Source organism: Afipia sp. GW821-FHT04G03, from assembly GCF_059419985.1.
The window spans coordinates 233904-258740 of the sequence record NZ_JBWKSV010000004.1 but is presented as its reverse complement, the minus strand read 5'-3'; the positions used below and the strand labels follow the sequence as shown (position 1 = coordinate 258740).

At 61.7% G+C, this 24837-nt stretch carries 22 protein-coding genes and 1 tRNA gene; 11 read left to right on the top strand and 12 right to left on the bottom strand.

All coding sequences use genetic code 11. The features are described from left to right. Nucleotides 1-7 precede the first annotated feature (7 nt). From AC07UB_RS19355 to AC07UB_RS19345, 3 genes are read right to left on the bottom strand one after another with little or no spacing between them, the layout of a single operon-like run. Complete coding sequence (locus tag AC07UB_RS19355; RefSeq protein ID WP_492792166.1) at nt 8-466, bottom strand: GNAT family acetyltransferase; 459 nt, start codon at nt 464-466, stop codon at nt 8-10. Next, nucleotides 463-1893, bottom strand: coding sequence for an FAD-binding oxidoreductase (locus AC07UB_RS19350; RefSeq protein WP_492792167.1), 1431 nt, complete (start codon nt 1891-1893; stop codon nt 463-465). Before AC07UB_RS19350 ends, AC07UB_RS19355 begins: the two co-directional genes overlap by 4 nt. A 34-nt stretch (nt 1894-1927) precedes the next feature. Beyond that, nucleotides 1928-2914, bottom strand: coding sequence for an L-threonylcarbamoyladenylate synthase (locus AC07UB_RS19345; RefSeq protein WP_492792168.1), 987 nt, complete (start codon nt 2912-2914; stop codon nt 1928-1930). 96 nt (nt 2915-3010) lie between these two features. Here AC07UB_RS19345 and AC07UB_RS19340 point away from each other — a divergent pair. Then, nucleotides 3011-3087, top strand: a tRNA-Pro gene (locus AC07UB_RS19340). Between the two features lie 89 nt (nt 3088-3176). Here the strand turns inward: AC07UB_RS19340 and AC07UB_RS19335 are convergent. Then, on the bottom strand, nt 3177-3629 hold the full coding sequence (locus tag AC07UB_RS19335) for a DUF2147 domain-containing protein (protein ID WP_492792169.1): 453 nt from the start codon (nt 3627-3629) through the stop codon (nt 3177-3179). A gap of 348 nt (nt 3630-3977) precedes the next feature. Between AC07UB_RS19335 and AC07UB_RS19330 the strand changes: the two genes are divergently transcribed. From AC07UB_RS19330 to AC07UB_RS19315, 4 genes are all read left to right on the top strand, one after another. Continuing rightward, the gene (locus AC07UB_RS19330; protein WP_492792170.1) at nt 3978-5705 is read left to right on the top strand and encodes a cation:proton antiporter; all 1728 of its coding nucleotides are present in this window, start codon (nt 3978-3980) and stop codon (nt 5703-5705) included. Between the two features lie 173 nt (nt 5706-5878). After that, the gene (gene ribB, locus AC07UB_RS19325) at nt 5879-6955 is read left to right on the top strand and encodes a 3,4-dihydroxy-2-butanone-4-phosphate synthase (protein ID WP_492792171.1); all 1077 of its coding nucleotides are present in this window, start codon (nt 5879-5881) and stop codon (nt 6953-6955) included. Between the two features lie 97 nt (nt 6956-7052). Then, nucleotides 7053-8267, top strand: a complete 1215-nt coding sequence (locus tag AC07UB_RS19320; RefSeq protein WP_492792172.1) for an acyl-CoA dehydrogenase — start codon at nt 7053-7055, stop codon at nt 8265-8267. Between the two features lie 29 nt (nt 8268-8296). After that, complete coding sequence (locus AC07UB_RS19315; RefSeq protein ID WP_492792173.1) at nt 8297-9226, top strand: MBL fold metallo-hydrolase; 930 nt, start codon at nt 8297-8299, stop codon at nt 9224-9226. Here the strand turns inward: AC07UB_RS19315 and AC07UB_RS19310 are convergent. After that, entirely contained in the window at nt 9199-10047 is an 849-nt protein-coding gene (locus AC07UB_RS19310; RefSeq protein ID WP_492792174.1) for a DUF1499 domain-containing protein, read from the bottom strand. The two genes, AC07UB_RS19315 and AC07UB_RS19310, sit on opposite strands and share 28 nt — an antisense overlap. Before the next feature lie 163 nt (nt 10048-10210). Continuing rightward, complete coding sequence (locus tag AC07UB_RS19305; RefSeq protein WP_492792175.1) at nt 10211-11839, bottom strand: fatty-acid--CoA ligase; 1629 nt, start codon at nt 11837-11839, stop codon at nt 10211-10213. Nucleotides 11840-11901: 62 nt separating this feature from the next. Here AC07UB_RS19305 and AC07UB_RS19300 point away from each other — a divergent pair, with 62 nt between their 5' ends. Further along, nucleotides 11902-12918, top strand: coding sequence for an extensin family protein (locus AC07UB_RS19300; RefSeq protein ID WP_492792176.1), 1017 nt, complete (start codon nt 11902-11904; stop codon nt 12916-12918). Between the two features lie 53 nt (nt 12919-12971). Here AC07UB_RS19300 and AC07UB_RS19295 read toward each other — a convergent pair whose 3' ends face one another. Together AC07UB_RS19295 and AC07UB_RS19290 are read right to left on the bottom strand one after the other, a co-directional pair. Next, on the bottom strand, nt 12972-13658 hold the full coding sequence (locus tag AC07UB_RS19295; protein ID WP_494653991.1) for a L,D-transpeptidase: 687 nt from the start codon (nt 13656-13658) through the stop codon (nt 12972-12974). A 219-nt stretch (nt 13659-13877) separates the two neighbouring features. After that, nucleotides 13878-14564 (bottom strand): L,D-transpeptidase, encoded by a 687-nt coding sequence (locus tag AC07UB_RS19290; RefSeq protein ID WP_492792178.1) that lies wholly within the window; start codon nt 14562-14564, stop codon nt 13878-13880. Between the two features lie 345 nt (nt 14565-14909). Between AC07UB_RS19290 and AC07UB_RS19285 the strand changes: the two genes are divergently transcribed. Then, nucleotides 14910-15884, top strand: a complete 975-nt coding sequence (locus AC07UB_RS19285) for a magnesium transporter CorA family protein (RefSeq protein ID WP_492792179.1) — start codon at nt 14910-14912, stop codon at nt 15882-15884. On the opposite strand, the gene ligD is transcribed toward AC07UB_RS19285, so the two are convergent. Next, nucleotides 15885-18581 (bottom strand): DNA ligase D, encoded by a 2697-nt coding sequence (gene ligD / locus AC07UB_RS19280; protein ID WP_492792180.1) that lies wholly within the window; start codon nt 18579-18581, stop codon nt 15885-15887. Nucleotides 18582-18714: 133 nt separating this feature from the next. Between ligD and ku the strand changes: the two genes are divergently transcribed. Then, nucleotides 18715-19590, top strand: coding sequence for a non-homologous end joining protein Ku (gene ku / locus AC07UB_RS19275; RefSeq protein ID WP_494653994.1), 876 nt, complete (start codon nt 18715-18717; stop codon nt 19588-19590). A 21-nt stretch (nt 19591-19611) separates the two neighbouring features. Here ku and AC07UB_RS19270 read toward each other — a convergent pair whose 3' ends face one another. Continuing rightward, nucleotides 19612-20070, bottom strand: coding sequence for a MarR family winged helix-turn-helix transcriptional regulator (locus AC07UB_RS19270; RefSeq protein ID WP_492792182.1), 459 nt, complete (start codon nt 20068-20070; stop codon nt 19612-19614). Between the two features lie 214 nt (nt 20071-20284). Here AC07UB_RS19270 and AC07UB_RS19265 point away from each other — a divergent pair, with 214 nt between their 5' ends. After that, the gene (locus AC07UB_RS19265; protein WP_492792183.1) at nt 20285-20710 is read left to right on the top strand and encodes an organic hydroperoxide resistance protein; all 426 of its coding nucleotides are present in this window, start codon (nt 20285-20287) and stop codon (nt 20708-20710) included. A gap of 64 nt (nt 20711-20774) precedes the next feature. On the opposite strand, the gene AC07UB_RS19260 is transcribed toward AC07UB_RS19265, so the two are convergent. Both AC07UB_RS19260 and pdxH read right to left on the bottom strand, forming a co-directional pair. Beyond that, the gene (locus AC07UB_RS19260; protein WP_492792184.1) at nt 20775-21539 is read right to left on the bottom strand and encodes an SDR family NAD(P)-dependent oxidoreductase; all 765 of its coding nucleotides are present in this window, start codon (nt 21537-21539) and stop codon (nt 20775-20777) included. A 44-nt stretch (nt 21540-21583) separates the two neighbouring features. After that, entirely contained in the window at nt 21584-22225 is a 642-nt protein-coding gene (gene pdxH, locus AC07UB_RS19255; RefSeq protein WP_494653996.1) for a pyridoxamine 5'-phosphate oxidase, read from the bottom strand. A 15-nt stretch (nt 22226-22240) separates the two neighbouring features. On the opposite strand from pdxH, the gene AC07UB_RS19250 reads away from it, so the two are divergent. Then, nucleotides 22241-22762, top strand: coding sequence for an RT0821/Lpp0805 family surface protein (locus AC07UB_RS19250; RefSeq protein ID WP_494653997.1), 522 nt, complete (start codon nt 22241-22243; stop codon nt 22760-22762). Between the two features lie 153 nt (nt 22763-22915). Beyond that, nucleotides 22916-23932: a DnaJ C-terminal domain-containing protein gene (locus AC07UB_RS19245; RefSeq protein ID WP_494653999.1), complete on the top strand. Its 1017-nt coding sequence runs from the start codon at nt 22916-22918 to the stop codon at nt 23930-23932. The last annotated feature ends 905 nt before the right edge of the window (nt 23933-24837 follow it).

The following is a 24837-nucleotide window of genomic DNA, read 5'->3' as shown; positions in this document are numbered from 1 at the left end:
TTGTATCTCACGGCGTCATTGGGCGGCCATCGAGCCACTTGGCATAAATGACGCGCTCCTGCTCTTCGTAATCGAGCGTTTCATAAAACGCCTGGGCCTCGGTGTTGCCGGGCCGCACCAGGAGTTGAAGCTTCTCGATGTCGCGTTCGCGCAGCCAGTCCTCGGAAGCCGCAATGATCACACGGCCATGCCCTGCCTTGCGATGATCGGGATCGACCGCGACGTAATAGACATATCCGCGATGCCCGTCGTGCCCGACCATGACCGTTGCAACGATGGTGTTTCCGTCGCGACCGACAAGGACCTCTGAATTGGCCTTACCCCGCGCTCTTGCAATGTCCGCCAGCGGCTCGTTCCACGGACGCGTCAGTTCGCAACGCTCCCACAGCGCGACGATCGCCGGGATGTCGGCGTCTTCTGCGGCCGCGACGGCCAGATTGCTTTTTGGAGCCGGTGTTGCGGTCACAGCACCTTGCCCGGATTCATGATGTTGAGCGGATCGAGCAGATGCTTGATCGACCGCATGATGTCGAACGCGACCGGGTCCTTCACATGCGGCAGCTCATCGCGCTTCAGAACGCCGATGCCGTGTTCGGCGGAGATCGATCCACCGTGCCGTCGCACCACGGCATGAACGACATCGTTCACATCATGCCAGCGCGCCAGATAGGCTGCGGTGTCGGCGCCGACCGGTTGACTGACATTGTAGTGAATGTTGCCGTCGCCGAGATGGCCGAACGCAAAGGGGCGCGCGCCGGGAATAAGTTTGGTCACGGCGGCGTCGGCTTCGGTCAGAAAATCCGGAACGGCGGCGACCGGAACCGAAATGTCGTGCTTGATGGACCCGCCTTCGGGCTTCTGCGCCGGCGAAATCACCTCGCGCAATTTCCAGAACCCGTTACGTTGATCGAGATTGGCCGCGATCACTGCGTCGTGGACGATGCCTTGTTCCATGCCCCTGGTCAGGATCGCCTCGATGGTGTCGCGCGCATCGTCGCGCGATGATGAAACCTCCATCAGCACATACCACGGATGGCGATCCGCCATCGGCGCGCGGATCGACGGGCCGTGTTGCACCACGAAGTCGATGGCGATCTGCGGGATCAATTCGAAACTCGTGAGGCTTCCGGCGGCGATGCTCCGCGACAGATCCAGCAGCGTCAGCGCATCGGCGGGCGAGGCGATGGCTGCGAACGCGGTCTCGACGGATCGCGGTTTCGGAAACATCTTCAGCGTCGCTGCGGTAATAATGCCGAGCGTGCCTTCGGCGCCGATGAACAGATCGCGCAGGTCGTAGCCGGTGTTGTCCTTTTTCAGGCTCGACAGGCCGTGCATGATGCGGCCATCCGCGAGCACGACTTCAAGCCCGAGCACCAGATCGCGCGCGACGCCGTAAGCCAGCGCCGCGATGCCGCCGGCGTTGGTGGAAAGATTGCCGCCGATGGTGCAGCTTCCTTCTGCGCCGAGCGACAGCGGAAACAGCCGGTCGGCATCGGATGCGCACTGCTGGGCCTTGGCGAGGATCACGCCGGCCTCGACGGTCATCGCGTTGGATTGCGTATCGACCGCACGAATCTTGTCGAGTCGCCGCGTGGAAATCACGATCTCGCCGTTGTGCGGCGTTTGCCCGCCGACCAGCCCGGTATTGCCGCCTTGCGGGACCAGCGCGGTTTTCGTTTCAGTGGCGAGCTTGCAGATCGCGGCCACTTCCGCAGTCGAGCCCGGCCGTAGCACGAGCGGCGAATGCCCTTGAAACAGCCCGCGCTCCTCGGTGAGATAGGGAGCGGCCTCATGCGGGTCGGTGACCGCGTACTTGTCACCGACGATGGCGGCGAAGCGCGCCAGCAATTCGGGTGTCAGAACGGAAGACGGCGGCGGCTGAACGATGTTCATGTGCTCTGTTTCTTGTTGTAATTCCAGCGTGTGATCAGTTTCGCGGCACGGCTGCCCGGCGCAGGCGGTCGTTGATGGCTTCGCCCAGCCCCTCATTTGGAACCGTCATCACGGCGATGGCGCGGGAGCCGGCAGCGTCAAGCTCGCGAAGATAACCGAAAAGATTGGCCGCAGCCTCCACCAGATCGCCGGCTTTCGACAAATTCACGACGCTGGCGCGTTCGGCACCCGGGATCATGTGAGGCCCGAAGGCCAGCAGGGATTCGCCGGCTTCCAATCGACGCGCGTCGAGCCGAACCGGCGTTCGCGGTGCGTAATGCGAGGCCATCATGCCGGGCGCCAGAGGATGGCTCGCGTCCGTTCCATCTTCTTCCGGCATTCGTGCGAGTTTTTCGCCGAGCACGCGCTCGATGTCGTCGCGGGGAAGCCCGCCGGGGCGCAGCAGCATCGGGGTCTCGAAGCAGCCGACGATGGTGGATTCGACGCCGACCGAGACCGGCCCGCCATCCACGATCAGATCGATACGTCCGGCAAGATCGCCAAAAACATGTGCAGCCGTGGTTGGCGAGACATGCCCCGAAATATTGGCCGAGGGTGCGACCACAGGTTTGCCGAACGCGCGCAGGATCTCGCGCGCCGCCGGATGCGCCGGCACGCGCACGGCGAGCGTCTCAAGTCCGGCGGTGGCCAGATCGGACACCGGGCAGCCGGATGCCTTGGGCAGCACCAGCGTCAGCGGTCCCGGCCAGAAAGTTTCCGCCAGCCGAAGACTTCTGTTGTCAAAACGCGCGATACGTTGTGCGGCCTGCAGATCGCTAACATGGGCGATGAGGGGATTGAACGACGGCCGGCCTTTCGCTTCGTAAAGCCGGGCGACGGCGCGGGCGTTGGTGGCGTCCGCGCCGAGCCCGTAAACTGTCTCGGTCGGAAACGCGACCAGCCCGCCGTCCTCCAGACATCGCGCGGCGGCGTCCGCCGCGCCGGCGGCAGGGACAATGGCCGTATTCAGGTCGAGTTTCATCGCGTGGTGCATATCCTGCGGGCGCATTTGCTGAATGGAGTCTCTTATACAGCTTCTTGCGGTCCGCGAGAGCCGCCGCTATACCGGCGCCCAAGTCGGAGTATAGCGCAGCCCGGTAGCGCACCTGCTTCGGGAGCAGGGGGTCGCAGGTTCAAATCCTGCTACTCCGACCATAACCCACTGAAAAATCATATTATTCCGAGTTCGGCGCCGCCGGCGGCGGTTCGCGTCCGCTTGCCGCCGCGACAGCCTGACGGGAGGCTCAGCGGCCGCCGACCCTGGTCCAGTTTTCACCGCCGCAAAGTGCGCCGACGCACCCTTCGACGCGCAGCGTTTGGGGTCCCAGCAGAGACACTTTGCTGTCGTACACCTTGCCGTCGTCGCCGTTATAAATCCGCCCCGTCCATGTGCCCGGGCCGCTGGGGTTCATCCCGATGAAAAGCTGCACGCCGACCATTGGACGTGCGGCAAGCGACGCATTCGGATTTTTGTCGTCGGTCTGGGGTCTTCCGGTTGCCGGGTCGATCGCCTCACGCAGCCAAACGACTTTTCCGCAAATCGCCCGTCCGCACTGGCTCACTTGAATCCTGGCGTCACCTTTTTCCGTGAGCCATGTGCCGAACACCGATCCATCATTCGCGAAGGCCTTGTCAGCGAAAGTCTGGCCTCCAAGCAAAAATACCGTTGTTAAAATGAAGCTCAATTTCGAAGTCATGATCAACCTGTGAAGCTCTGAAGGCCCGCCGAATCGAACCTATACAGGCCGATCTGTTATTCAAGCCGACCATCCGTTTGGATCGGCCGGTTTTCGGACGATGTTACTTCGAGGACACCATCCGATGGGGGCGCGTCGCCGGCGGGTTGCTGGCATCTCATTTCGCGCCGGAGGGCGCTGTCGTGCCCCGGTACCATTTGGTGGTCGCTTCCGACGACAGATCGCGGTTCGGTGAAGGCGTTTCGGTGACGTAAAGCATGCCATGGATGTTGCTTTCGCAGCATTCTTTGGTCCTTATACACAGGCCTGATTCAAATCATTTTTGATGCTGCCGAACCGGTCGAGGGCATGCACGAGCTTATTCGCGACATTACGTTTTCAATCCTGTTTGCCTGGGTACTCGGCCTTGCCGCGCATTTTTTCCGGCAGCCGCTGATCCTTGCCTATCTGATTGCCGGATTTTTCATCGGCCCCTACGGCATGCAGTGGGTCAAATCGGAGGAATCGATCAAGACGATTTCCGAGCTGGGCCTGATTTTCATGCTGTTCATGATCGGGCTGGAAATCGACCTCAAGAAGATTATCCGCGCTGGGCGCGTGATCCTGTTCGCAGCCGGCGGGCAGTTGATCGGCGCCTGCCTGCTCGGCATCGTCTTTTTTGTCGCCATCGGTCTGTCGATGGGCGGGAACAAGTTCGACGCGCTTTACCTGACCGTCGCCTGCGCGCTGTCGAGCACGGTCATCATCGTCAAGGTGCTCTACGAGAAGCGCGAACTCGACACGCTGCCGGGACGCATCACGCTCGGCGTGCTGGTGCTTCAGGACATCTTTGCGATCCTGTTTCTCGCGGTTCAGCCCAGCCTCGCGGATCTCCAGATCAGCGTGGTCCTGCTGTCGATCGGCCGTGTCGGGTTGCTGGTTGTCACCGCAATGGTGCTCAGTCGTTTCGTGCTGCCGAAGATTTTTCACCAGATCGCGCGAAGCCCGGAACTCGTCATGCTCGGAGCGCTGGCGTGGTGCTTCCTGATCGGCGAAGTGGCGGAGCGGCTTCACCTGTCGCGCGAGATGGGGTCGCTGGTCGCGGGCGTCTCGCTCTCGACCTTCCCCTACGCGCTGGATGTGACCGCGAAGGTCACGACGCTGCGGGATTTCTTCATCACGCTGTTCTTCGTCGCGGTCGGGATGACGATACCCATCCCGAATTCGGCGACCATCTCGCTGGCGCTCGTCATCGCGGCTTTCACTGTCGTCAGCCGGGTGTTGACCACGTTCCTGCCGCTCTATTTCATGAAGCAGGGTCTTCGCGCCAGTTTGCTGCCGGCGATCAATCTCGCGCAGATCAGCGAATTCTCGCTGGTCGTCATCCAGACCGGCATCATCGCGGGTCATATCACGCCGGAGACATCGAGCGCGGCGTCGTTCGCCTTCGTGATCCTTGCGGTGCTCAGTACGTTTGCGATCGCCCGCAGCGACCAGATCACCCGATGGGCCATCGGCCCTCTGAAGCGGATCGGCTTTCGCGATCTCGACCAGACCCAGACCGCGGACGCCGATCACGAGGGCGGTCACGGCGCGGCCCGGCGCATCGTTATTCTCGGGTTTTTCCGGGCGGCAAGCGCGTTGCTGAGCGAGATCGAGCGGCAGAACAAATCCCTGCTCGACCAGATCAGCGTGGTGGACTTCAATCCTAATGTATTCCGCACGCTCACCTCGCGCGGCATTCATGTCATCTACGGCGATATCAGCAACATCGATACGCTGATGCATGCCGGCGTCGGCAACGCGGAGATTATCATCCTGAGCGTGCCGGATTCGCTGCTGAAGGGTGCGAACAACGAAAAGCTCGTTCGTCACGTGCGCTCGATGAATCCGGACGCGAAGATCATTTCGACGGCGGATATGCTGCGGGATGTCCAGGACCTCTACGCCGCGGGAGCAAACTACGTGACGGTGACCCGTATCACCGACGCGGAGGAGCTGTATAAGGTCATCGAGGCGGTCGACAACGGCCTGATCGAAGACAAGCGCGCCGAGATGGATCAACTGCTCAGCGAACGCAGGGAAGTCCTGCCTTAAGGCAGCCACCCGAGGCTCATTTCGCCTGGAGAACGTTTGAAACAAGCTGCCGCCGGGCCGATAATGGGCGGCGGATATCGGCCATGTGGACAGGGCAGTTGCGCCCAAACCCGCCCTGAGCCATACGATCAGCGTCCCATTGAGTGTACGATGACGGAGAGTATGTAAGCGTCATGGCCCATCCCATTCCTGAAGTTCTGAAAGCCTTTGCTGCCGGCGAGATCGTCGTCGTCACCGATGACGATGACCGTGAGGGCGAGGGCGATCTGATTGTCGCCGCCACGCTTTGCTCAGCGGAGAAGATGGCATTCATTATTCGACATACCTCGGGAATCGTCTGCGCGCCGATCACGAGCGACAATGCCCGGCGCTTGCGGCTCGATCCGATGGTCGCGCACAACGATTCCAACCACACCACCGCCTTCACCGTGTCGATCGACTACAAGCCCGGCATGACCACCGGCATTTCCGCCGAGGAGCGCATGTTGTGCTGCCGGGCGCTGGCCAATCCGAACGCGGGGGCCAGCGACTTCGCGCGGCCCGGCCATATCTTTCCGTTGATCGCCCGCGACGGCGGCGTCCTGCTGCGCTCGGGCCACACCGAAGCTGCGGTCGATCTTTGCAAGCTGTGCGACCTGCCGCCGGTCGGCGTCATCAGCGAACTGATGAATGATGACGGCACGGTCATGAAGGGCGAGCAGGTCGTGAAATTTGCGGCCCAGCATAATCTCAAGCACGTCACCATCGCCGACATGATTTCGTACCGGCAGGCGCGTGAGAAACTGATCGAACGTGTATCGACCTTCACCGTCGACAGCCCGATCGGGCAGCTCGACGGCTACGCCTATCGGTCGCCGTTCGATCCGATCTATCACGTCGCGTTCGTCTACAAGGGCGTCGGCAACGGCCAGAACGTCCTGACCCGCTTTCACAAGCCCAACATCGTGAAGGATATTTTCTTCGGGTCGGGCCGCGTCCTTGCCGCGCTCGATCACTTCAAGAAGAACGGCAGCGGCGTTCTGGTTTATCTGCGCGACGGCGCTGCAGGTGTGCCTGTTGCGCCGATTGCTGAAGATCATTCGGCGGAGGCCGACCGTCATCGGCAATGGCGCGAAGTCGGCGTCGGCGCGCAGATCCTGCGTGATCTCGGCGTCACGTCGATCCGGCATCTCACTTCGTCGGCGCACGATTACAAAGGCCTCTCCGGATTTGGCATCGAAATTGTCGCCAACGAGCCGTTTGACGGCTAGGCTTCACGCAAGCGGGAACTGGTTTTGCGCTTGCAACCTGACGCCGACGATTTATCGTGATTTCACAACAGCGGACTTGAGCTGAAAGGATTTTGTCATGAGCGCCCGCCCGCAGACCAAGGACAAGCCCGCCAAGGTGACGTTCCAGTGGGACGATCCGTTCCTGCTCGACGATCAGTTGACCGAAGACGAGCGCATGATCCGCGACACGGCGCGCGCCTATGCCCAGGACAAGCTGCAGCCGCGCGTGACGCAGGCTTATCTCGAAGAGAAAACCGACCGCGAGATTTTCCGTGAGATGGGCGAACTCGGATTGATCGGCGTGACGCTGCCTGAGGAATATGGCTGCGCCAACGCGAGCTATGTTGCCTATGGCCTGATCGCGCGCGAGATCGAGCGCGTCGATTCCGGCTATCGCTCCATGAACAGCGTGCAGTCGTCGCTGGTGATGTATCCGATCTACGCTTATGGCGACGAGACCCAGCGCAAGAAGTACCTGCCCAAGCTCGCCACCGGCGAATGGGTTGGCTGTTTCGGTCTGACGGAACCGGATGCCGGTTCCGATCCCGAGGGCATGAAAACCCGCGCGGAGAAGGTCGCTGACGGCTATCGCCTGACCGGCAGCAAGATGTGGATTTCCAACGCGCCGATCGCCGACGTGTTCGTGGTGTGGGCGAAGTCCGCCGCGCACGACAACAAGGTGCGCGGTTTCATTCTCGAGAAGGGCATGAAGGGCCTGAGCGCGCCGAAGATCGGCGGCAAGCTCTCGCTGCGCGCCTCGATCACCGGTGAAATCGTGATGGATGGCGTCGTGGTGCCCGAGAGCGCGCTGCTGCCCAACGTGTCCGGTCTGGCCGGTCCGTTCGGCTGTCTCAACCGCGCCCGCTACGGCATTTCATGGGGCGTCATGGGGGCTGCGGAAGATTGTTTCCAGCGCGCCCGGCAGTACACGCTCGACCGCAAGCAGTTCGGCCGGCCGCTGGCCGCGACCCAGCTTGTGCAGAAAAAGCTCGCCGATATGGAGACCGAAATCGTGCTCGGCCTGCAAGGTTCGTTGCGCGTCGGCCGCCTGATGGACGAGGGCAAGATGGCGCCCGAGATGATCTCGATCATGAAGCGCAACAATTGCGGCAAGGCGCTCGACATCGCCCGCGTCGCCCGCGACATGCACGGCGGCAACGGCATTTCGAGCGAGTATCAGGTGATGCGCCACGCGCAGAACCTCGAGACCGTGAACACCTATGAAGGGACGCACGACGTCCACGCACTCATTCTCGGCCGCGCCATTACCGGCATTCAGGCGTTTTCGTAAGGCGCATCTGTCCGGTTGAGGGTCTGGCTTTGAGCGATAACGACGACATTCCGTTCAACCGGGATTTTCCACTCGCGCCCGGTGTCGTGGAGGAAGTTGTCCCCGGCGTGCGGCGGGTGTTGTGCAACAACCCCAGTCCGTTCACGTTCACCGGAACGGTGAGCTATATCGTCGGCCGCGGCAACGTCGCCATCATCGATCCAGGCCCGGTCAACGAGGCCCATGCGCAGGCTCTGCTCGACGCGGTACGCGGCGAAACCGTCTCACACATCCTTGTCACTCACACGCACAACGATCACTCGCCCGGCGTCGCTCGCATCAAGGCGGCGACCGGCGCGACGGTCTATGCGGAAGGGCCGCATCGCGCGTCGCGTCCGGCTTACGCCAGCGAGACCCGTGCCACCGAGTCCGGCGGCGACTGGGACTTCCGTCCTGACGTGATGCTGAAGGACGGCGATGTCGTGGAAGGTGATGGCTGGCGGCTTGAAGTCGTCGCGACGCCGGGACACACGGCCAACCACATCGCTTTCGCCTGGCCGGAGCGCAAGCTGATGTTTGTCGGCGATCACGTCATGGGCTGGTCGACGTCCATCGTCGCGCCTCCCGACGGATCGATGGTCGATTACATGGCATCGCTTGAAAGACTGACCCGGCGCGACGAGCAGCTCTATTTCTCCGGTCACGGTCCAGAGATTCCCGACGCCGTACGGTTCGTGAAATTTCTCATTCGCCATCGCAAGGCGCGGGAAGCGTCGATCCTGCATCGTCTCGCCAAGGGTGAGGCCGACATTCCGACCATCGTGCGGGCAAGTTATATCGGGATCGATCCCCGGCTGGTGGGCGCAGCGGGCTATTCGGTGCTCGCGCATCTCGAGGATCTCGTCGCGCGCGATGTCGTGGCGACCGACGGCGATCCGACCATCGACGGCAATTATCGTTTGGTCGTGCCCTTGGCCTGAGGCTTGGCCGGCGTGATCAGCTTTTTCACCGGCCTTGCGTTGTCCACGGCCTCGTTCAACTGCTCGGCGAATTTGGCAATGCGCGCGGCGTTGGTGCCGAGATCGTGCTCGAAGTAACGCGATGACGAGCGAAGATCGACGCGCGCGGCGTCACCATCCGGCATGATGCGGATCGCGATGTCTTCTCGAAAACCCATGATGGGCGTTCGGGCCACCGCCTCGATGCGGCCGATACGCTGCGGCGGTTGTGGCGCACGCTCGTCGATGACCAGCCACTTGTACCGTCCAACCAGCGCCCGGGCCAACTCGTAGGCCTTTTGAACCGGCACGTCGATGCTGATCGGCTCGATGTCCGGATAAGCGGTGCGCTGCTGCTCGGCCGAATAGAGACCGGCATAGACTGCGGGGTTTGCGCCGTCGCCTGTTCGAAGCCGCGCCAGCGCTTCGAAGCGCGGCGGATCGATCGGATCGGTGGTGATATCGTGAATGGCCGGCAGTGTGTTGTACTGGTAGGCGAGATAGGCCGGATAAGCGAGGATCGCGGCATCAATCAGGAACGCCAGCAGGATGCGGCTCATGCCGCGCGAGCCGTTTTGCCAGATCGCCGCAAAGGCAGCGAGGCCGACGAGGATCGACAGTCCGGCGCAGGCGAGCGCGCCGAAGAATGTCGCCAGTGCGGGCTTGAAATCGAGAAATCCGAAACGGACGATAATGACCGAAACGATCGTCGCGATCAGTGAGAACACCGCAAGACGGCGCGTCCACGACGCAAGAGCCGAAAGGGGCTCCATCTGATAAGCGGCTGCGATCCGGCGGGCCATGCCTTGTCAATCCGTTCTGGCGCCGGGCGAAAGGGCGCGCCGGTCAACTAGCGCATTTCCGGGGCCGCTGTGAAGCAGTTCGAGGCGGAATATCACCCGGTGAACGGGCAAAAAAATGCCCGGTACAAGCCGGGCATTTCGATGAATGATGAACTGGGCGGCGTCAGGCCGCCGCGACCGGGAATTTGTAATCCTTGAATTGATCCCGCAGCGCGGTTTTCAGGATCTTGCCGGTTGCGGTGTGCGGAATGGCGTCCACGAATTGCACGTCGTCCGGCATCCACCATTTTGCGATCTTGCCGTCCATGTATTGCAGGATTTCGTCACGGCTTGCCTTCTGCTCGGGCTTGAGCTGCACGATCAGCAGCGGCCGCTCGTCCCACTTCGGATGATGGACGCCGATGACCGCGGCTTCCAGCACCTTCGGGTGACCGACGGCGAGGTTCTCGAGATCGATCGACGAAATCCATTCGCCGCCGGACTTGATAACGTCCTTTGAGCGGTCGGTGATCCGCATGTAGGCGTCGGCATCGATGGTCGCGACATCGCCGGTGTCGAAGAAGCCGTTGTCGTCGAGGATGTTGGTGTCGATGCGGAAGTAGCCTTTGGACACCGAGGGGCCGCTGACCTTGAGGCGGCCGAAGGTCTTGCCGTCCCACGGCAGCTTCTTGCCCGCGTCATCGGTGATCTTCATCTGGACGCCGAACGGCGGATAACCCTGCGTCTGCAGAATATCGAGCCGCGCCTCGCCGGTGAGATTGGCGAACGGAGGCTTCAGCGCGCCGACGGTGCCGATTGGGCTCATTTCCGTCATGCCCCAGGCATGGCGAACCTCGACGCCCTGATCGACGAAAGCCTTGATCATGGAGCGCGGCATCGCCGAGCCGCCGCAGATCAGGACCTTCAGATCGGGCAGCGTTTTCTTCTCGGCGGCCATGTATTGCAGCAGCATCAGCCACACCGTCGGCACGCCGGCGGTGTAGGTGACCTTCTCGGTCGAGAGCAATTCATAGACCGATGCGCCGTCAAGTTTGGCGCCGGGCATCACCAGCTTGGTTCCCATGGTGGGCGCCGAGAATGCGATGCCCCAGCTGTTGGCGTGGAACAACGGCACCACCGGCAACATGGTGTCGCTGGCTCGGGTGCCGAGCGCGTCCGTATTGTTGGCCATCAGCGCATGGAGCACATTGGAGCGGTGGGAATAGAGCACGCCCTTCGGATCGCCCGTGGTGCCCGAGGTGTAGCACATCGCGGCTGCGGTATTTTCGTCGAATTCCTTCCACTGGAAATCGCCGTCGACTTCCGCGATCCATTCTTCATAGGAGATCGCGTTCTTCAGCGCGGTCTGCGGCATATGCGCCTTATCCGTGAACACGACGTAGCGTTCCACGGAAGGCATCTTGTCCGCGATCTTTTCCAGCAGCGGCACGAAGGTGAGGTCCGTCATCATGATGCGGTCCTGCGCATGATTGACGATCCAGACGATCTGATCGGGGAACAGCCGGGGATTGACGGTATGGCAGACGGCGCCGATGCCCATGATGCCGTACCAGGCTTCAAGATGACGCCATGTGTTCCAGGCAATGGTGGCGACGCGGTCGCCGATCTTGATACCGTGCTTGTCGAGTTGCTGGCCGACTTTCAGCGCGCGTGCACGAATTTCGGCGTAATTGGTGCGATGAATGGGTCCCTCGACCGATCGCGTCACGACTTCCTGCTTGCCGTGAATCTCCGCTGCGTGATCGATAATCCGCTGACACAACAAGGGCCAATTTTGCATCAATCCGAGCATTCGTTGTTTCCTCCTGAAAGTGACTTTGTGTCTTTATGATTGGTGTGCCCCGAAGGACCTGCATGAACTCTAGCGCGGACGACGCGGCCAGCAAATGGCCTTCTGGTTGGCATGCCAGGAGCGGGCTGCCGGCCCGCGTCATTGTGGCCGCCGGGCTGGTCCTTACCTGTGCGGCTTCGATCGAGGCAAGCGCAAAAGTGCCGCTGCCGCAGGCTCGGCCCGCAGAAGCGCCGGCTGCCTACCGTCCGCAGCCGGAGCAGGGCGGCGCAGCCGATCAGCCCGCGGAGCCGACGCCGGAATCCAAACCTTCGGAATCCAAGCCTCCCGAGCTTTCGGCATGTCGCCTTGCGTTGACGGAGAGCATTGCGATCGCGCCCTCGATCCCGTCGATCAAGGGCCCCGGCGGATGCGGCGGAGAAGACCTCGTGCGGCTGGAGGCAGTCGTGCTGTCTCCGACCCAGCGTGTGGTGCTGAAACCCGCCGCCATCTTGCGCTGCGCGATGGCAACCGCCGTGGCGGAATGGGTTCGTACCGATATGGCGCCGCTGGCGGCGGGCCTTGGCACGACCATCAGTGAACTCGATAATTTCGATTCATTTGAATGCCGTGGCCGTAACCGCGTCAAGGACGCGAAACTATCCGAACATGGTCTCGCCAATGCGCTCGACATCCGGGGCATGAAGTTCGCGAACGGCAACACGCTGTCGCTCACCGACCGCACGGTGTCGCGTGAGACCCGCGAGAAGGTGCTGGCCTCCGTCTGCACGCGGTTCACCACCGTGCTGGGTCCGGGCTCTGACTGGTATCATGAGGACCATATCCATCTCGACCTCGCCCAGCGCCGCAACAACTACAAACTGTGCCAATGGGGCGTCTACGACCCGCTGCCCGCCGTTGCGCCGCTGATGCCGTTGGAACGCCCTGAGGAAGCGCCGCCACGCCAGACCGCAGAGGAAAAGGCTGCGCCGGCGAAATCCAGCGAGGAAGCACCGCAGGCGACCCCGACGGAAGAGGGTGACAAACCAGCAGCGCCTGCCAAGCCGCGCCGCAGGATGTCTCGACAGACTGGCACAAAATAAAAAGCGCCGGATCGACCGGCGCTTTTGGAATCAAACTCGATTGAGGCGAGCGTTCAGAACGGCGCTGTTCCGCCGCCGCCTTGCAGCGCCATTTTCGAATTGTAAGGCGAGTCACCCTGCTTGGGATCGAGCACCACAACGACGCTGCCCTGCTTAGCGCGGCTGTAAAGATCGATCACGTCCTCATTGGTCATGCGGATGCAGCCCGAGGAAATCGACGCGCCGATATATTCCGGCTGGTTGGTGCCGTGAATGCGGAACAGCGTGTCGCGATTGCCCTGATAGAGATACAGCGCACGCGCGCCGAGCGGATTGTCCGGGCCGCCTGGCACCGATTGCGGCAGGCCTTCGATGCGCTTGTGGATGTCCGCGGTCGGGGTCCATTTCGGCCATTCCTGCATGTTGCCGACGCGGGCGATGCCGGAGAACGCCAGCGCTTCTTCGCCGACGGTGATGCCGTAGCGGATCGCCTTGCCGCCCTCGAGGACGTAGTAAAGATAGTGATTGTCGGAATCCACCACGATGGAGCCCGGCGTTTCCTTGCGATGATAGTTGACGATCGCCCGCCGGAACGGCTCGGCGACGGCGACCTTTTCGTACTTGGCCTTGGCCAGCAGTTCCTTGTCACGCGGCTTGAGGCTCGCTTCCGGAGCCTTCTCAAAGCTGGTGGAGGTCTGCATACAGCCCGCAAGCGCAAGACCTGCGAAGAGCAAGATAATTTTTGAGCCGAACGAGGACATTCCGAAGTTCCAATGGGCGCTGGGCGTGTCTCCACGCCGAATCTAGCCGGAAGATGCTTCCGATTCCGTTACCTTCTATCTGCGCCGAAACGTGCCGTATTTCCAGCATTTCGATGCTGATTTTGCCATGCAGCATCCTACCTGTGGCATTTGCGCCTCAGGACTCGTCCTCAACGCCACCGGCTGCCCAAATGACCGGCGGATGCCGGGTCTCGGGCGCTAAAATGACCCGCTGCCGCCCTGTAGCGCCATCTTGGAATTGAACGGGGAATCCCCCTGCTTGGGATCGAGCACGACCACCACCGCTCCCATTTTGACCCGGCTATACAGATCGATCACGTCCTCGTTGGTCATGCGGATGCAGCCCGAGGAAATTGACGCGCCGATATATTCCGGCTGGTTGGTGCCGTGAATCCGGAACAGCGTATCCTTGCCGCCGGAGTAGAGGTAGATCGCCCGCGACCCCATGGGATTGTCCGGACCGCCCTTCACGAACGTCGGGACGCCGAGCCGGGAAATCTCGCTTTTGGTCGGATGCCAGTCCGGCCATTCGGTCATCGCACCGACCTTGGCGATGCCCGACCAGGCCATCGCCTCCTCGCCGACGGTGATGCCGTAGCGGATCGCCTTGCCGCCCTCGAGAACGTAATAAAGATAGTGATTGTCGGAATCGACCATGATCGATCCCGGCGTTTCCTTGCGGTGGTAATCCACGATCGCCCGCCGGAACGGGGTCGAAACGGGCACCTTGTCGTAACTGACCTTGGCGAGAAGCTCCCGGTCGCGGGGCTTCAGGGTCGTGTCCGAGGCGGCCTCGTAGGTGGTGGTTTGCATGCAGCCGGCGAGCATCAATCCGGCGGCCAGCACAACCAGTTTAGAGGCAAGATTCGAGGCAGGAGAGGGCATCGACGGTTTCCGATCAGTGCGTGGTGCGCGTCGCTCGGTCACATGGTATTTACGTCGAGCTTCTGTTTAGCGCCAGCCCATAACCGCCGGGGCGGACGCCATTCGGGTCATACCCTTGTGATCCCGTGCGATGGTCCCGCAACTGTGGCTTTGGCGTCGCACCGGCAGGGCGCTTCCCGCTTATCGGGCGGGCGGCATGCCATCGTTCGGGATGGTCGGCGCGTCCTTCATGACAGTTGAATGTCGTGCGGCGGTCCGTGAAAGGCTTGCGGGAATCGAGAACATTTGCGCTTTGAGAGCGGATGGATCACAGGTTGTCCGCGAAAGAAATTCCGGGAGTTCTCCATGTTGTCGGTCTTCGTTCCCAGCGCCTCTGTCCTTAAGAAAATCGACGACATTGACGTTGAATCGTTGCCCCCGGATGCGATCTGGATTGATCTGAAGACGCCGTCGCCCGGCGAGGACAAGGCCGTCGAAAGGCTGGTCGGTATCGAAATTCCGACCCGCGAAGACATGCAGGAAATCGAGGCGTCCAGCCGCCTCTACGTCGAAAATGGCGCGCGCTACATGACCGCGACCCTGATGTGCGCCGCGGACTCGCAGGCGCCGCGCACCACTCCGGTGACATTCATCCTCACCGACCATCGCCTCGTGACAGTCCGCTATGATGAACCGAAGCCGTTCACATTGATTGCCGCGAAGCTCGCGCGCTCCTGTCCAGCGAACATCACTGGCGACGGCATTCTGCTCGAACTGCTCGATGGCGTGATCGACCGCTGCGCCGACATCCTCGAACGAGCCGGCGCGGACGTCGACAGCGTGTCGTCGCAAATCTTCGAGCCGTCCGCCGAACGCGGTCACGCACGGACCTATTCCCAAATCCTGCTGACCATCGGCAAGAAGGGCGACCTGACCTCGAAGGTGCGTGAGAGTCTGGTCTCGATCGGGCGTCTGATCTCGTTCGTTCTCGTCGAGACCGATACGGGACGCTGGAGCAAGGAACAGAAAGCGCAGTTCAAGACCCAGCAGCGCGACGTGTCATCACTGACCGATCACGCGTCTTATCTGTCGAACAAAATCACCTTCGTGCTGGACGCGATGCTCGGCGTGGTCAACCTCGAGCAGAACAACATCATCAAGCTGTTCTCGGTGATGGCCGTTGTATTGATGCCGCCGACGCTGATCGCCTCGATCTACGGCATGAACTTCAAGATGATGCCCGAGCTGGAGCATCCGTGGGGTTATCCGCTGGCGCTGCTCGCGATGCTGCTCGCGGCGGCGGGGCCGTACATGTTTTTCAAGTGGAAGCGGTGGCTGTAATTATTTCGCGAGCTTCGCGATTGCGGCCTTGATCGATCGCGCGGCAGCATCGTAATCGGCCCAAGCCTTCGTTTTTGCGAGCAGCGCGGGCACCGATCGCAACGTATATTTCATCGGATCGAGATCGCTGCGGACCTGCGCCCATGTCATTGGCATGGATACCGGCGCACCGTCGCGCGCACGGGGCGATAGCGGCGCGACGGCCGTCGATGTTCGATCGTTGCGCAGATAGTCGAGGAAGATTTTTCCCTCGCGCTGCTTCTTCGACATGTTGAGGAGATAGTGTTCGGGGCTGTCCTCTGCCATCTGCTGGCACACGGCCTGCGCGAATGCCTTCGCGGTTTTCCAGTCGATCTTGTCTTTCTTCGCGTCCTTCAACGGCGTGACGACATGAAGTCCCTTGCCGCCGGTTGTTTTGCAAAAACTTTCCAGCCCCAAATCCGTCAGCCGTTCACGCATCTCGCGGGCGGCGTCGACCACTGCGGAGAATGCAACGTCAGGTGAGGGATCGAGGTCGAACACCAGCCGTCCCGGCACGTCGGGTTCATTCGGTGCGCAATTCCACGGATGCAGTTCGAGCCCGCCGATCTGGGCTGCTGCGACGAGACCTTCGACGCGATCGATCTGCACATACGGTTTGCGGTCGCCCGAAACCTTTACGAGGTCGAACAGCTTCGACACGCCGGCCATGGCATGACGCTGGAAAAAGGTTTCGCCACCGATGCCGTCCGGCGCACGGATGATCGAGCAGGGCCGGCCCTTGATATGCGCGATCAGCCAGTCGCCGACCTGCTCCATGTAGTGCGCCAGATCGAGCTTGGTGACGGGCTCGCCGTCTCCGCTGTCGGGCCACAGCGCCTTGTCTGGATTGGAGATCGTGACGCCCATGACAACATTGCTATTGTGGGAAGCTGCGCGTGTTGACGGGGACTTGCCGTTCGTCTTCGCGGACAACGCCGCAACATGGGTCTTGGCGGGTTTATCGGCTGTCACGTCGCTTGCCGACTTGTCCTTGCGCAGGCCCTTGAAGGCTGCCTGCCGGACCATGTTATCGCCGGTCCAGCCTGCGAATTCGATTTCAGCGACCAGTTCCGGCTTCAGCCAGTGCACTTCCGCGGTTTTCTTCGGTGCGTTCTCGCCACCGAAGGGGTTTTTGGCGGCGGCGTTAGCCTTCAACTCGGGCATGATGCGCTTGACGACGGCCTGACCGTATCCGGTGCCGACCACGCCGACATAGGCGAGATGATCGCCGTGCGGCACGCCGACCATCAGCGAGCGGAATTTGCCTGCGTTGCTTTTCCAGCCGCCGATAACGACCTCGTGCCCGGCGCGGACCTTTGCCTTGGTCCAGCTTTCCGAGCGTCCTGAACGATAGGGGGCTGTGAGTTTTTTGGACACGATGCCCTCGAGTGACAACGCGCGGGCGGATTCCATGATGGCGTTGCCGTTGGACTCGAAATGCTCCACGTAGCGGATGGTTCCCTCATCGCGCTTTCGCTTGCCGTCGAGCAGCACCCGGAGCCGCGCCTTGCGCTCGGACAACGGCAACGGCCGCAGGTCTTCTCCATCTGCAAAGAGGAGATCGAACGCGAAGAAGATCAGGTCATCCGTCTTCTCGTCGGACAGCGCCGCCTGCAACGAGGCAAAACTGGGATGGCCTTCGTGATCGAGCGCAACGATCTCGCCGTCGATGATCGCGTCCGGAAGGTTGCCTCCTTTTTTTGCGAGGGCGGGGAATTTCTCCGTCCAGTCGAGTCCCTTGCGAGTCCTGAGCGTGACTTCACCATCCTCGATCCGCATTTGAACGCGATAGCCGTCGAACTTGATTTCGTGCGCCCAGCCGTTACCTGCCGGCGGCCGTTCGACCGACGTGCAAAGCTGTGGCGCAATGAAGTCCGGAAGCTCTGCTGCGCGCCGGCTGCTGGCGGCTTTCGCCACGGTGCTCTTGGCTGCGGTCTTGCTTCTCAGCTGCGCGACGGTTGCTTCCTTGGCCGGGGCCGATCCCGGCGTGCTTTTCTTTTCACGTTCGACAGCGGCAAGTCCCTTGCTCGAATCCCATACCTGATCGGCTTTTGCCTTGGTCGATGTCTTCAGCATGAACGGCTTCGGCGCGCGGCCCTTGCCCGCCGCGATCTGCGCCATCGATCGGCCGGACGCAGCGGATTTTTCGTCGTCGAGGACATCGTTCTTTTTGCCTTCGCGTGAGTACGCGTCGCGATGTTTGATCAGCAGCCAGTTGGTGCGCTTGCCGCCGTTGCGGTCGTTCTTCATGCGAACCAACACCCATTCGCCGTGGAGTTTGTCACCCTCCAGCGCGAATTTGAGATCGCCTTTCTTAAAGCCGCGCTCTGGATCGTCGGACAACCAGTAGCCGCGATCCCAGACCATGACGGTGCCGCCGCCGTACTGTCCTTTGGGGATGGTGCCTTCAAAATCGCCATAGTCGAGCGGATGATCCTCGACCTCGACCGCCAGCCGTTTGTCCTTGGGATCGAGGGACGGTCCCCGCGTCACCGCCCAGGATTTGAACACGCCCCCGTACTCAAGCCGGAGGTCGTAGTGGAGCCGGCTGGCGTCATGCTTCTGGATGACGAAGCGCCGCACCTTCGACGTTCCCACGGCGACCTTGCCGCTTGGCTCCGACGTCTTCGTGAAATCACGTTTTGTTCGGTAAACCTTAAGTTTCTTTTGGGCCACGGAGCGAAACCCCAACGGTGCAATAAATCCGGAATAATTGTATCATGCGCCATAGGGCAGGGCGGCAGGAACAAAAACCTGAAACCCTCGTTGAAGTTCCTTCGTCATGTAAGTGTTGAGTGGAGGTTTACCGATGTTGCCGCGTGCGTATTGGAAGGGTTCGCTGAAGCTGTCGCTCGTCACCTGTCCCGTGGCGCTTTATCCCGCCTCCACCAGCGCTGAGCGGACCCGGTTTCACATGATCAACACCGAGACGGGCAACCGCCTGAAGCAGCAGATGGTGGATTCGGAAACCGGCGAAGTGGTCGAGAAAGAGCAGAAGGGTCGCGGTTACGAAGTCGCCAAGGGCGAGTATGTCCCGATCGAAAAGGAAGAGCTGGAATCCGTTCAGATCGAAAGCAATCACACCATCGACATCGATAATTTTGTGCCGCGTGACGAGATCGACCGCCGCTATCTCGACAGTCCTTACTATCTCGTGCCGGACGGCAAGACCGGCGCCGATGCCTTCGCTGTGATACGCGATGCGATGAAGGATCAGGATCGCGTGGCGCTGGCCCGCATTGTGCTGTCGAACCGTGAACGCATCGTCGCCATCGAACCGCTGGGCAAGGGGTTGCTCGCCACCACGCTGCGCTACGCTTACGAGGTGCGCGACGAGAAGGATTTCTTCGAGGACATCAAGACGCCGAAAATCTCGAAGGACATGATCGAACTGGCCTCGCATATTCTCGATACCAAGGCAGCTCATTTCGACGCCTCGAAATTCGAGGACGAATACGAAAACGCCCTGAAAAAGCTGGTTCAGGAAAAGGCAGCGGGCAAAACGATCAAGTCCGTGGAACGTCCCGCGAAGCCTGACAACGTCATCAGTCTGATGGATGCCCTGAAGCAGAGCCTGAAGGGCAAGGCGCCTGCGCAGCGCCCGGCGCGGGCGTCACGTGCCGCGCCCCGGACCGCTCCCAAGAAAGCAGCTCGGTCAACCGCGCGGCACCGCAAGGCCGGTTAGCGTCTTCACGAAGCTGAAGCCTCAAGCGGCCTGTGCGTCGAGAAGTTTCTTGCGAAGCGCCTTGATCTCGGCGGTGAGTTTCATCACCTCGGGGACAGTGATGTTGGTGGCGCAACCGATTGCCGCCGGAATTTCCACCGCTTTCGCTTTCAGCGCTGCGCCCTCGGCCGTGAGCTGGATACGCACAACACGCTCGTCATCCCGATCGCGGGTTCGCTTGAGCAGACCCGCCGTCTCGAGCCGTTTGAGCAATGGTGTGAGCGTGCTCGACTCCAGCAGCAGCTTCTCGCCGATCTCGCCAACCGTCCGGCCGTTCTTTTCCCAAAGCACCGCCATGACGAGGTATTGCGGATAGGTCAGTCCGAGCGGATCGAGCAGAGGCTTGTACAGCCGCGTGAAAGCATGTCCCGCCGAATACAGCGCAAAGCAGATGAAATTGTCGACCTTCAAAAGGTCGTCGGATGTTGGTCGGGTTGCCATCGGCTTGTCCTTCCGGCGCTCATTGCGCCCGTGCCGGTTATTTAAGGCGCGCACGATTGAATCGCACAACGCATTTTTGCAGGCCTGCCATTCAAAATACTTGTTGCACGATTAGATCGTGCACGATATAAAACGCTCGTTCAGCCATACTGGCGGGGCCGGCCCAAAGGCTGTTTGCTCCAAGCCCAGGTTTTCAAACCCAAGGAGAAAGCCCATGCCCACAAAAGTTCTCTACCGCACCCAGGCCACTGCAACCGGCGGCCGTGACGGCAAAGCCTCCACCACGGACGGCACGTTTCAGGTCAATCTGTCGACCCCGAAGGAACTCGGCGGTGGCGGTGGGCCGGGCAACAATCCCGAGCAGCTTTTCGCGGCTGGCTATTCGGCCTGCTTCATCGGCGCGATGAAGGCGGTCTCCGGCACGGTCGGGATCAAGGTTCCGGCGGATGCGACCGTCACCGCTGACGTGGGCATTGGACCGCGCTCGGAAGGTGGTTTCGGTCTCGATGTCGCGCTGAAGGTGTCGCTGCCGGGTCTCGATCGCGCCGACGCCGAGAAGCTGGTCGCCACTGCACATCAGGTCTGCCCGTATTCCAATGCCACGCGCAACAACCTCGACGTGAAGATCACCGTCGTCTGATTGCTGACGCTAGTTCCTATCGAACGGCGAGGCTTAGGCCTCGCCGTTTTTCGTTTGAAGTGCGTTAAACGTGCTGGCCGCCGTTGATGTGGATTTCCGCGCCGTTCACGTAGGAACTGGTCTCCGTGCAGAGCACGTAGATGATCTTTGCGACTTCGTCCGGTGTGCCGAGACGGTTCATGGGAATCTGCTCGTGGACGATCTTGTCGGTTCCCGGCGACAGGATCGACGTATCGATTTCGCCCGGTGCAATTGCATTGACGCGCACGCCGACACGGCCGAAGTCCGCTGCCATCTCGCGCGTCAGCGATGCGAGTGCAGCCTTCGATGTCGCGTAAGCTGCGCCGGCAAACGGGTGCACGCGCGAACCCGCGATGGACGTCACGTTCACCACCGATCCCTTCGCGGCTTTCAGTTCCTCGATCAGTCCGCGCGCGAGCATCACAGGCGCGAAGAAATTCACGCGAAACACATGGCTCCAGACATCGACATCGGTGTCGATGGAGCCCATCCGCGCGCCGCCTTTTCCTTTGGGTGAAATCGCCGCGTTGTTGACCAGCGCATGAAGTGCGCCGCCGTCGAGTCGTTCGCGGATTTCATCAATGGCGCGCGCCGTATCCTTGTGGTCGGCGAGATCGACCTGGATGTGGTCTTCCGGTCCGGCGTCCCATGGGCACTGTTCGGGAAACGGATGCCGCGAACAGGTGATGACGCGCCAGCCTGCGCTGGAAAAGCGGATCACGGTGGCGTGGCCGATGCCGCGGCTTGCGCCGGTCAGCAGCAGCGTGCGTTTTGGCGCGTTGGAATCGGGAGGAGTTGAAGTCGGCATGGATTGAGGTCTCGCCTTCGGCGTTCGCATTCAAAAAATAACGTTCATGGATAGAGTCGCACCTTGGCCCACGGCGCATCCGGCGCGGCGCGGCGGAATTCGATGCGGTCGTGCAGGCGGAAGGGGCGGTCATGCCAGAATTCCATGGCCTGCGGCGTGATGCGCCAGCCGCTCCAGCCGGGGGGGCGGGGGACGTCGCCGATGGCATATTTCGCGGCATTGAGCGCGATGGCTTTCTCGAACGCCATGCGGCTTTCCAGCGGCTGCGACTGCTTGCTGGCCCACGCGCCGATCTGGGCCTGCTTCGGCCGGGTGGCGAAATAAGCGTCGGCCTCGGCGTCGGTGACCCGGCTGACGGTCCCGCGAATCCGGACCTGCCGGCGCAGGGATTTCCAGTGAAACAACAGGGCGGCCTTGGGGGTCGCGGCCAGTTCGCGGCCCTTGGCGCTGTCGATGTGGCTGTAAAACACGAACCCGTCGGCATCGAAGCCCTTGAGCAGCACCATGCGCACGTCGGGCAGCCCGTCGCCGTCCACGGTCGCCAGGGCCATGGCGTTTGGATCGTTCGGCTCGGACTTCACGGCCTCGGCAAACCACACCGCAAAAAGCCCAAAAGGCTCGTCCGCGGCAGTGAAATCACCTGAAATTAACTCACTTGGGGTTTTGATGGATCCTGGACCGTTCATGTCTGGAGTATCCGGTTGCGTATCCTGGCGGCGCTCAGTGCCAAGTCTGTTCTCGAGCGTTCCCTATATAGGGTACGTGGGGGCCGTGGCCTATCGCCGATCGGGCGGCTTGTCACGGCGGTGACGCTGGTTGCGGTGGGTTGCTCCGCCGGCGGGTGCAGCATGGGGACCATGTTCGGCAAGGACCCCCGGAAGGACGATGCGTCCGACGTGACCGGCTCGATCACGCCGGTGATCCGCTCCCACGACGACACCAATCTCACCGACGCCGACCTCGCGCTCGCCCGCAACGCCGCCTCCGACGTGCTGAGCCGCGGCCAGAAGGACGTCAGCCAGCCCTGGGAGAATCCCGAGACCGGCGCGCGCGGCTCGGTCACGCCATTGGCCTCGACCTACACCGCGGAAGGCCGGACCTGCCGGGATTTCCTTGCCAGCTATGTGCGCGGCAGTAATGAAGGCTGGCTGCAGGGCGCCGCCTGTCAGCAGGACAAGGGCTCTTGGGAAATCCGTAACCTGAAGCCCTGGAAAAGAAGCTAGGGTTGAGGCGCGGTTAACAAATCGAACACGTGGCCAGAACCGCCGCGGCCATCGCAGTTTCGCGGGTAAACCCGTTGCGGGATTGTCACGAAAACCCCACATCAGGGCAAAGGGCCACTCGGTCCTCACCTGAATTCCAAGGAGACCTGACGGATGCGCGACCCCTATGAGGTCCTGGGGGTGCAGCGGGGTGCCAGTGCGGCGGCGATCAAGAGCGCTTTTCGCAAGCTCGCCAAGAAGCACCACCCCGATGCCAACAAGGGCGACCCGAAAGCGGCCGATCGCTTTGCCGAATTGAACTCTGCGAATGAAATCCTCGGTGACGAGGACAAGCGCAAGCAGTTCGATCGCGGCGAGATCGATGCCGAGGGCAAACCGAAGTTCCAGAATTTTGAAGGCGCTGGCTTTCCCGGCGGCGGCGGCGCGCGCCGCGCGGGGCCGGGCGGCTTCGAGTATTCGTTCCGCACCGGCGGTGCGCCGGGCGCGGGCGGATTTGCCGGCGCTGGCGGCGGCGGCGCGTTCGAGGACATTCTCAAGAGCATGTTTGGCGGTCAGGCCGGCGCCGGTCCCATGGGCGGCGGCGGTCCGCGCGGCGGTGCAGGCACGTTCGAATACGACACGCCGTTCGCGACCGATCTCGATGTCTCCGTCACCATGACCGTCGCGCTCGAGGAAGCGGTGAACGGCGCGACGCGCCGCGTGCGGCTGCCGACCGGCAAGGAACTCAACGTCAAGATTCCGGCGGGCGTCACCGCGGGTCAGCAGATCCGCCTCAAGGGGCAGGGCGAGACCGCGCCCGGCCATCGCCCGGGCGACGTGCTGATCACCGTGAACATCGCGCCGCATCCCTACTTCAAGGTCGACGGCAATGATCTGCGCCTCGACCTGCCGATCACGCTGTATGAAGCCGTGCTCGGCGCGCGCGTCCGCGTGCCGACGCTCGACGGCGCGGTGCAGCTCTCGATCCCGAAGAACACGTCGAGCGGGCGCACGTTTCGCCTGAAGGGCAAGGGGATGCCGATCAAGGGCGCGCAGGGGGCCGACGCTTTTGGCGATCTGTTTGCGACCACGCGGATCGTGCTGCCCGACGGCAACGATGCGGAGCTGGAAGCGCTGATGGAGAAATGGCGTGACCACCATCCGACCAATCCGCGCACGGATTTTGAGTAATCTTTCCACGCCGTCCCCGAGGCGGCGTCCCAAGTGCGGCACAGAACTCGCCTGACTTAAAGTTCGTCATGGCCGGGCTTGACCCGGCCATCCACGACTTATCCTAACGTTCGCAAGGCGTGGATCACCGGGTCAAGCCCGGTGATGACGATCATGGGTGGTGCAACATCGCGCGCAATTTTTCTTCGCGCCGTCCCTGATCTCTCTTCACGTCGTCCCCGCGAAAGCGGGGACCCATTAATCCTCGAAAACATTGTTGATGACGGCGATCCGCTCTCCGCAAGTTCAGTGAGCATGGGTCCCCGCGTTCGCGGGGACGACATCGTGGGTGTGGCGAACGTGTCGCACCACCTCGCATTCTCGATTCAGTTTTCAAACAGCCACGTCCATTCACGCACGCGCGTTCGTTCCCGCGCTTTAGTTGCGCGAGGTGAGTTTTTGGTTTCGCCCGCTCTAAACAACGAGGGGCATGGAGCGCCGCGAGGCGCACCTTGTGTTTGTTTCGCTTCCGGCACCGCGTGCGAAGCGGCGTGTCTCCGAAAGCGCATCGCCTCACGGCGCTCCATTGCGGCGATTTTGGGCGAGAGGACCGTACTTCCGGGACAGGACGGACGCGGTGCGTCTTTATCCGGCGGGATTTCCCCGCCTTCATCCTGTCCGCGTCCAGCCGCGAACGGCAGAGCCACGTAGTTGGCCCGGACGGTGACCCCAGCCTCCCGAGCGTGTGTTTGCGAAACACACGTGCAGGCGCCGCATCCTGTTCCGCTTCAAAGCGCCCTCGAGAAGCGCCCCTCACGAACAGGATTATAGGAATATAATCTTATATCCGGATTTTGTCAACGCTCGCCCGCGGTTCCGCCGCTGCTGCGATTTGCACTCAAGCGGTGGCGGAACGGGGTTCCAAT

Bases quoted from the DNA above. Each gene is read 5' to 3' on its own strand.
- AC07UB_RS19350 (WP_492792167.1), bottom strand. From the start codon at position 1,893: ATGAACATCGTTCAGCCGCCGCCGTCTTCCGTTCTGACACCCGAATTG.
- AC07UB_RS19345 (WP_492792168.1), bottom strand. From the start codon at position 2,914: ATGAAACTCGACCTGAATACGGCCATTGTCCCTGCCGCCGGCGCGGCG.
- AC07UB_RS19335 (WP_492792169.1), bottom strand. From the start codon at position 3,629: ATGACTTCGAAATTGAGCTTCATTTTAACAACGGTATTTTTGCTTGGA.
- AC07UB_RS19330 (WP_492792170.1), top strand. From the start codon at position 3,978: ATGCACGAGCTTATTCGCGACATTACGTTTTCAATCCTGTTTGCCTGG.
- ribB (WP_492792171.1), top strand. From the start codon at position 5,879: ATGGCCCATCCCATTCCTGAAGTTCTGAAAGCCTTTGCTGCCGGCGAG.
- AC07UB_RS19320 (WP_492792172.1), top strand. From the start codon at position 7,053: ATGAGCGCCCGCCCGCAGACCAAGGACAAGCCCGCCAAGGTGACGTTC.
- AC07UB_RS19310 (WP_492792174.1), bottom strand. From the start codon at position 10,047: ATGGCCCGCCGGATCGCAGCCGCTTATCAGATGGAGCCCCTTTCGGCT.
- AC07UB_RS19305 (WP_492792175.1), bottom strand. From the start codon at position 11,839: ATGCTCGGATTGATGCAAAATTGGCCCTTGTTGTGTCAGCGGATTATC.
- AC07UB_RS19300 (WP_492792176.1), top strand. From the start codon at position 11,902: ATGAACTCTAGCGCGGACGACGCGGCCAGCAAATGGCCTTCTGGTTGG.
- AC07UB_RS19295 (WP_494653991.1), bottom strand. From the start codon at position 13,658: ATGTCCTCGTTCGGCTCAAAAATTATCTTGCTCTTCGCAGGTCTTGCG.
- AC07UB_RS19290 (WP_492792178.1), bottom strand. From the start codon at position 14,564: ATGCCCTCTCCTGCCTCGAATCTTGCCTCTAAACTGGTTGTGCTGGCC.
- AC07UB_RS19285 (WP_492792179.1), top strand. From the start codon at position 14,910: ATGTTGTCGGTCTTCGTTCCCAGCGCCTCTGTCCTTAAGAAAATCGAC.
- ku (WP_494653994.1), top strand. From the start codon at position 18,715: ATGTTGCCGCGTGCGTATTGGAAGGGTTCGCTGAAGCTGTCGCTCGTC.
- AC07UB_RS19270 (WP_492792182.1), bottom strand. From the start codon at position 20,070: ATGGCAACCCGACCAACATCCGACGACCTTTTGAAGGTCGACAATTTC.
- AC07UB_RS19265 (WP_492792183.1), top strand. From the start codon at position 20,285: ATGCCCACAAAAGTTCTCTACCGCACCCAGGCCACTGCAACCGGCGGC.
- AC07UB_RS19260 (WP_492792184.1), bottom strand. From the start codon at position 21,539: ATGCCGACTTCAACTCCTCCCGATTCCAACGCGCCAAAACGCACGCTG.
- pdxH (WP_494653996.1), bottom strand. From the start codon at position 22,225: ATGAACGGTCCAGGATCCATCAAAACCCCAAGTGAGTTAATTTCAGGT.
- AC07UB_RS19245 (WP_494653999.1), top strand. From the start codon at position 22,916: ATGCGCGACCCCTATGAGGTCCTGGGGGTGCAGCGGGGTGCCAGTGCG.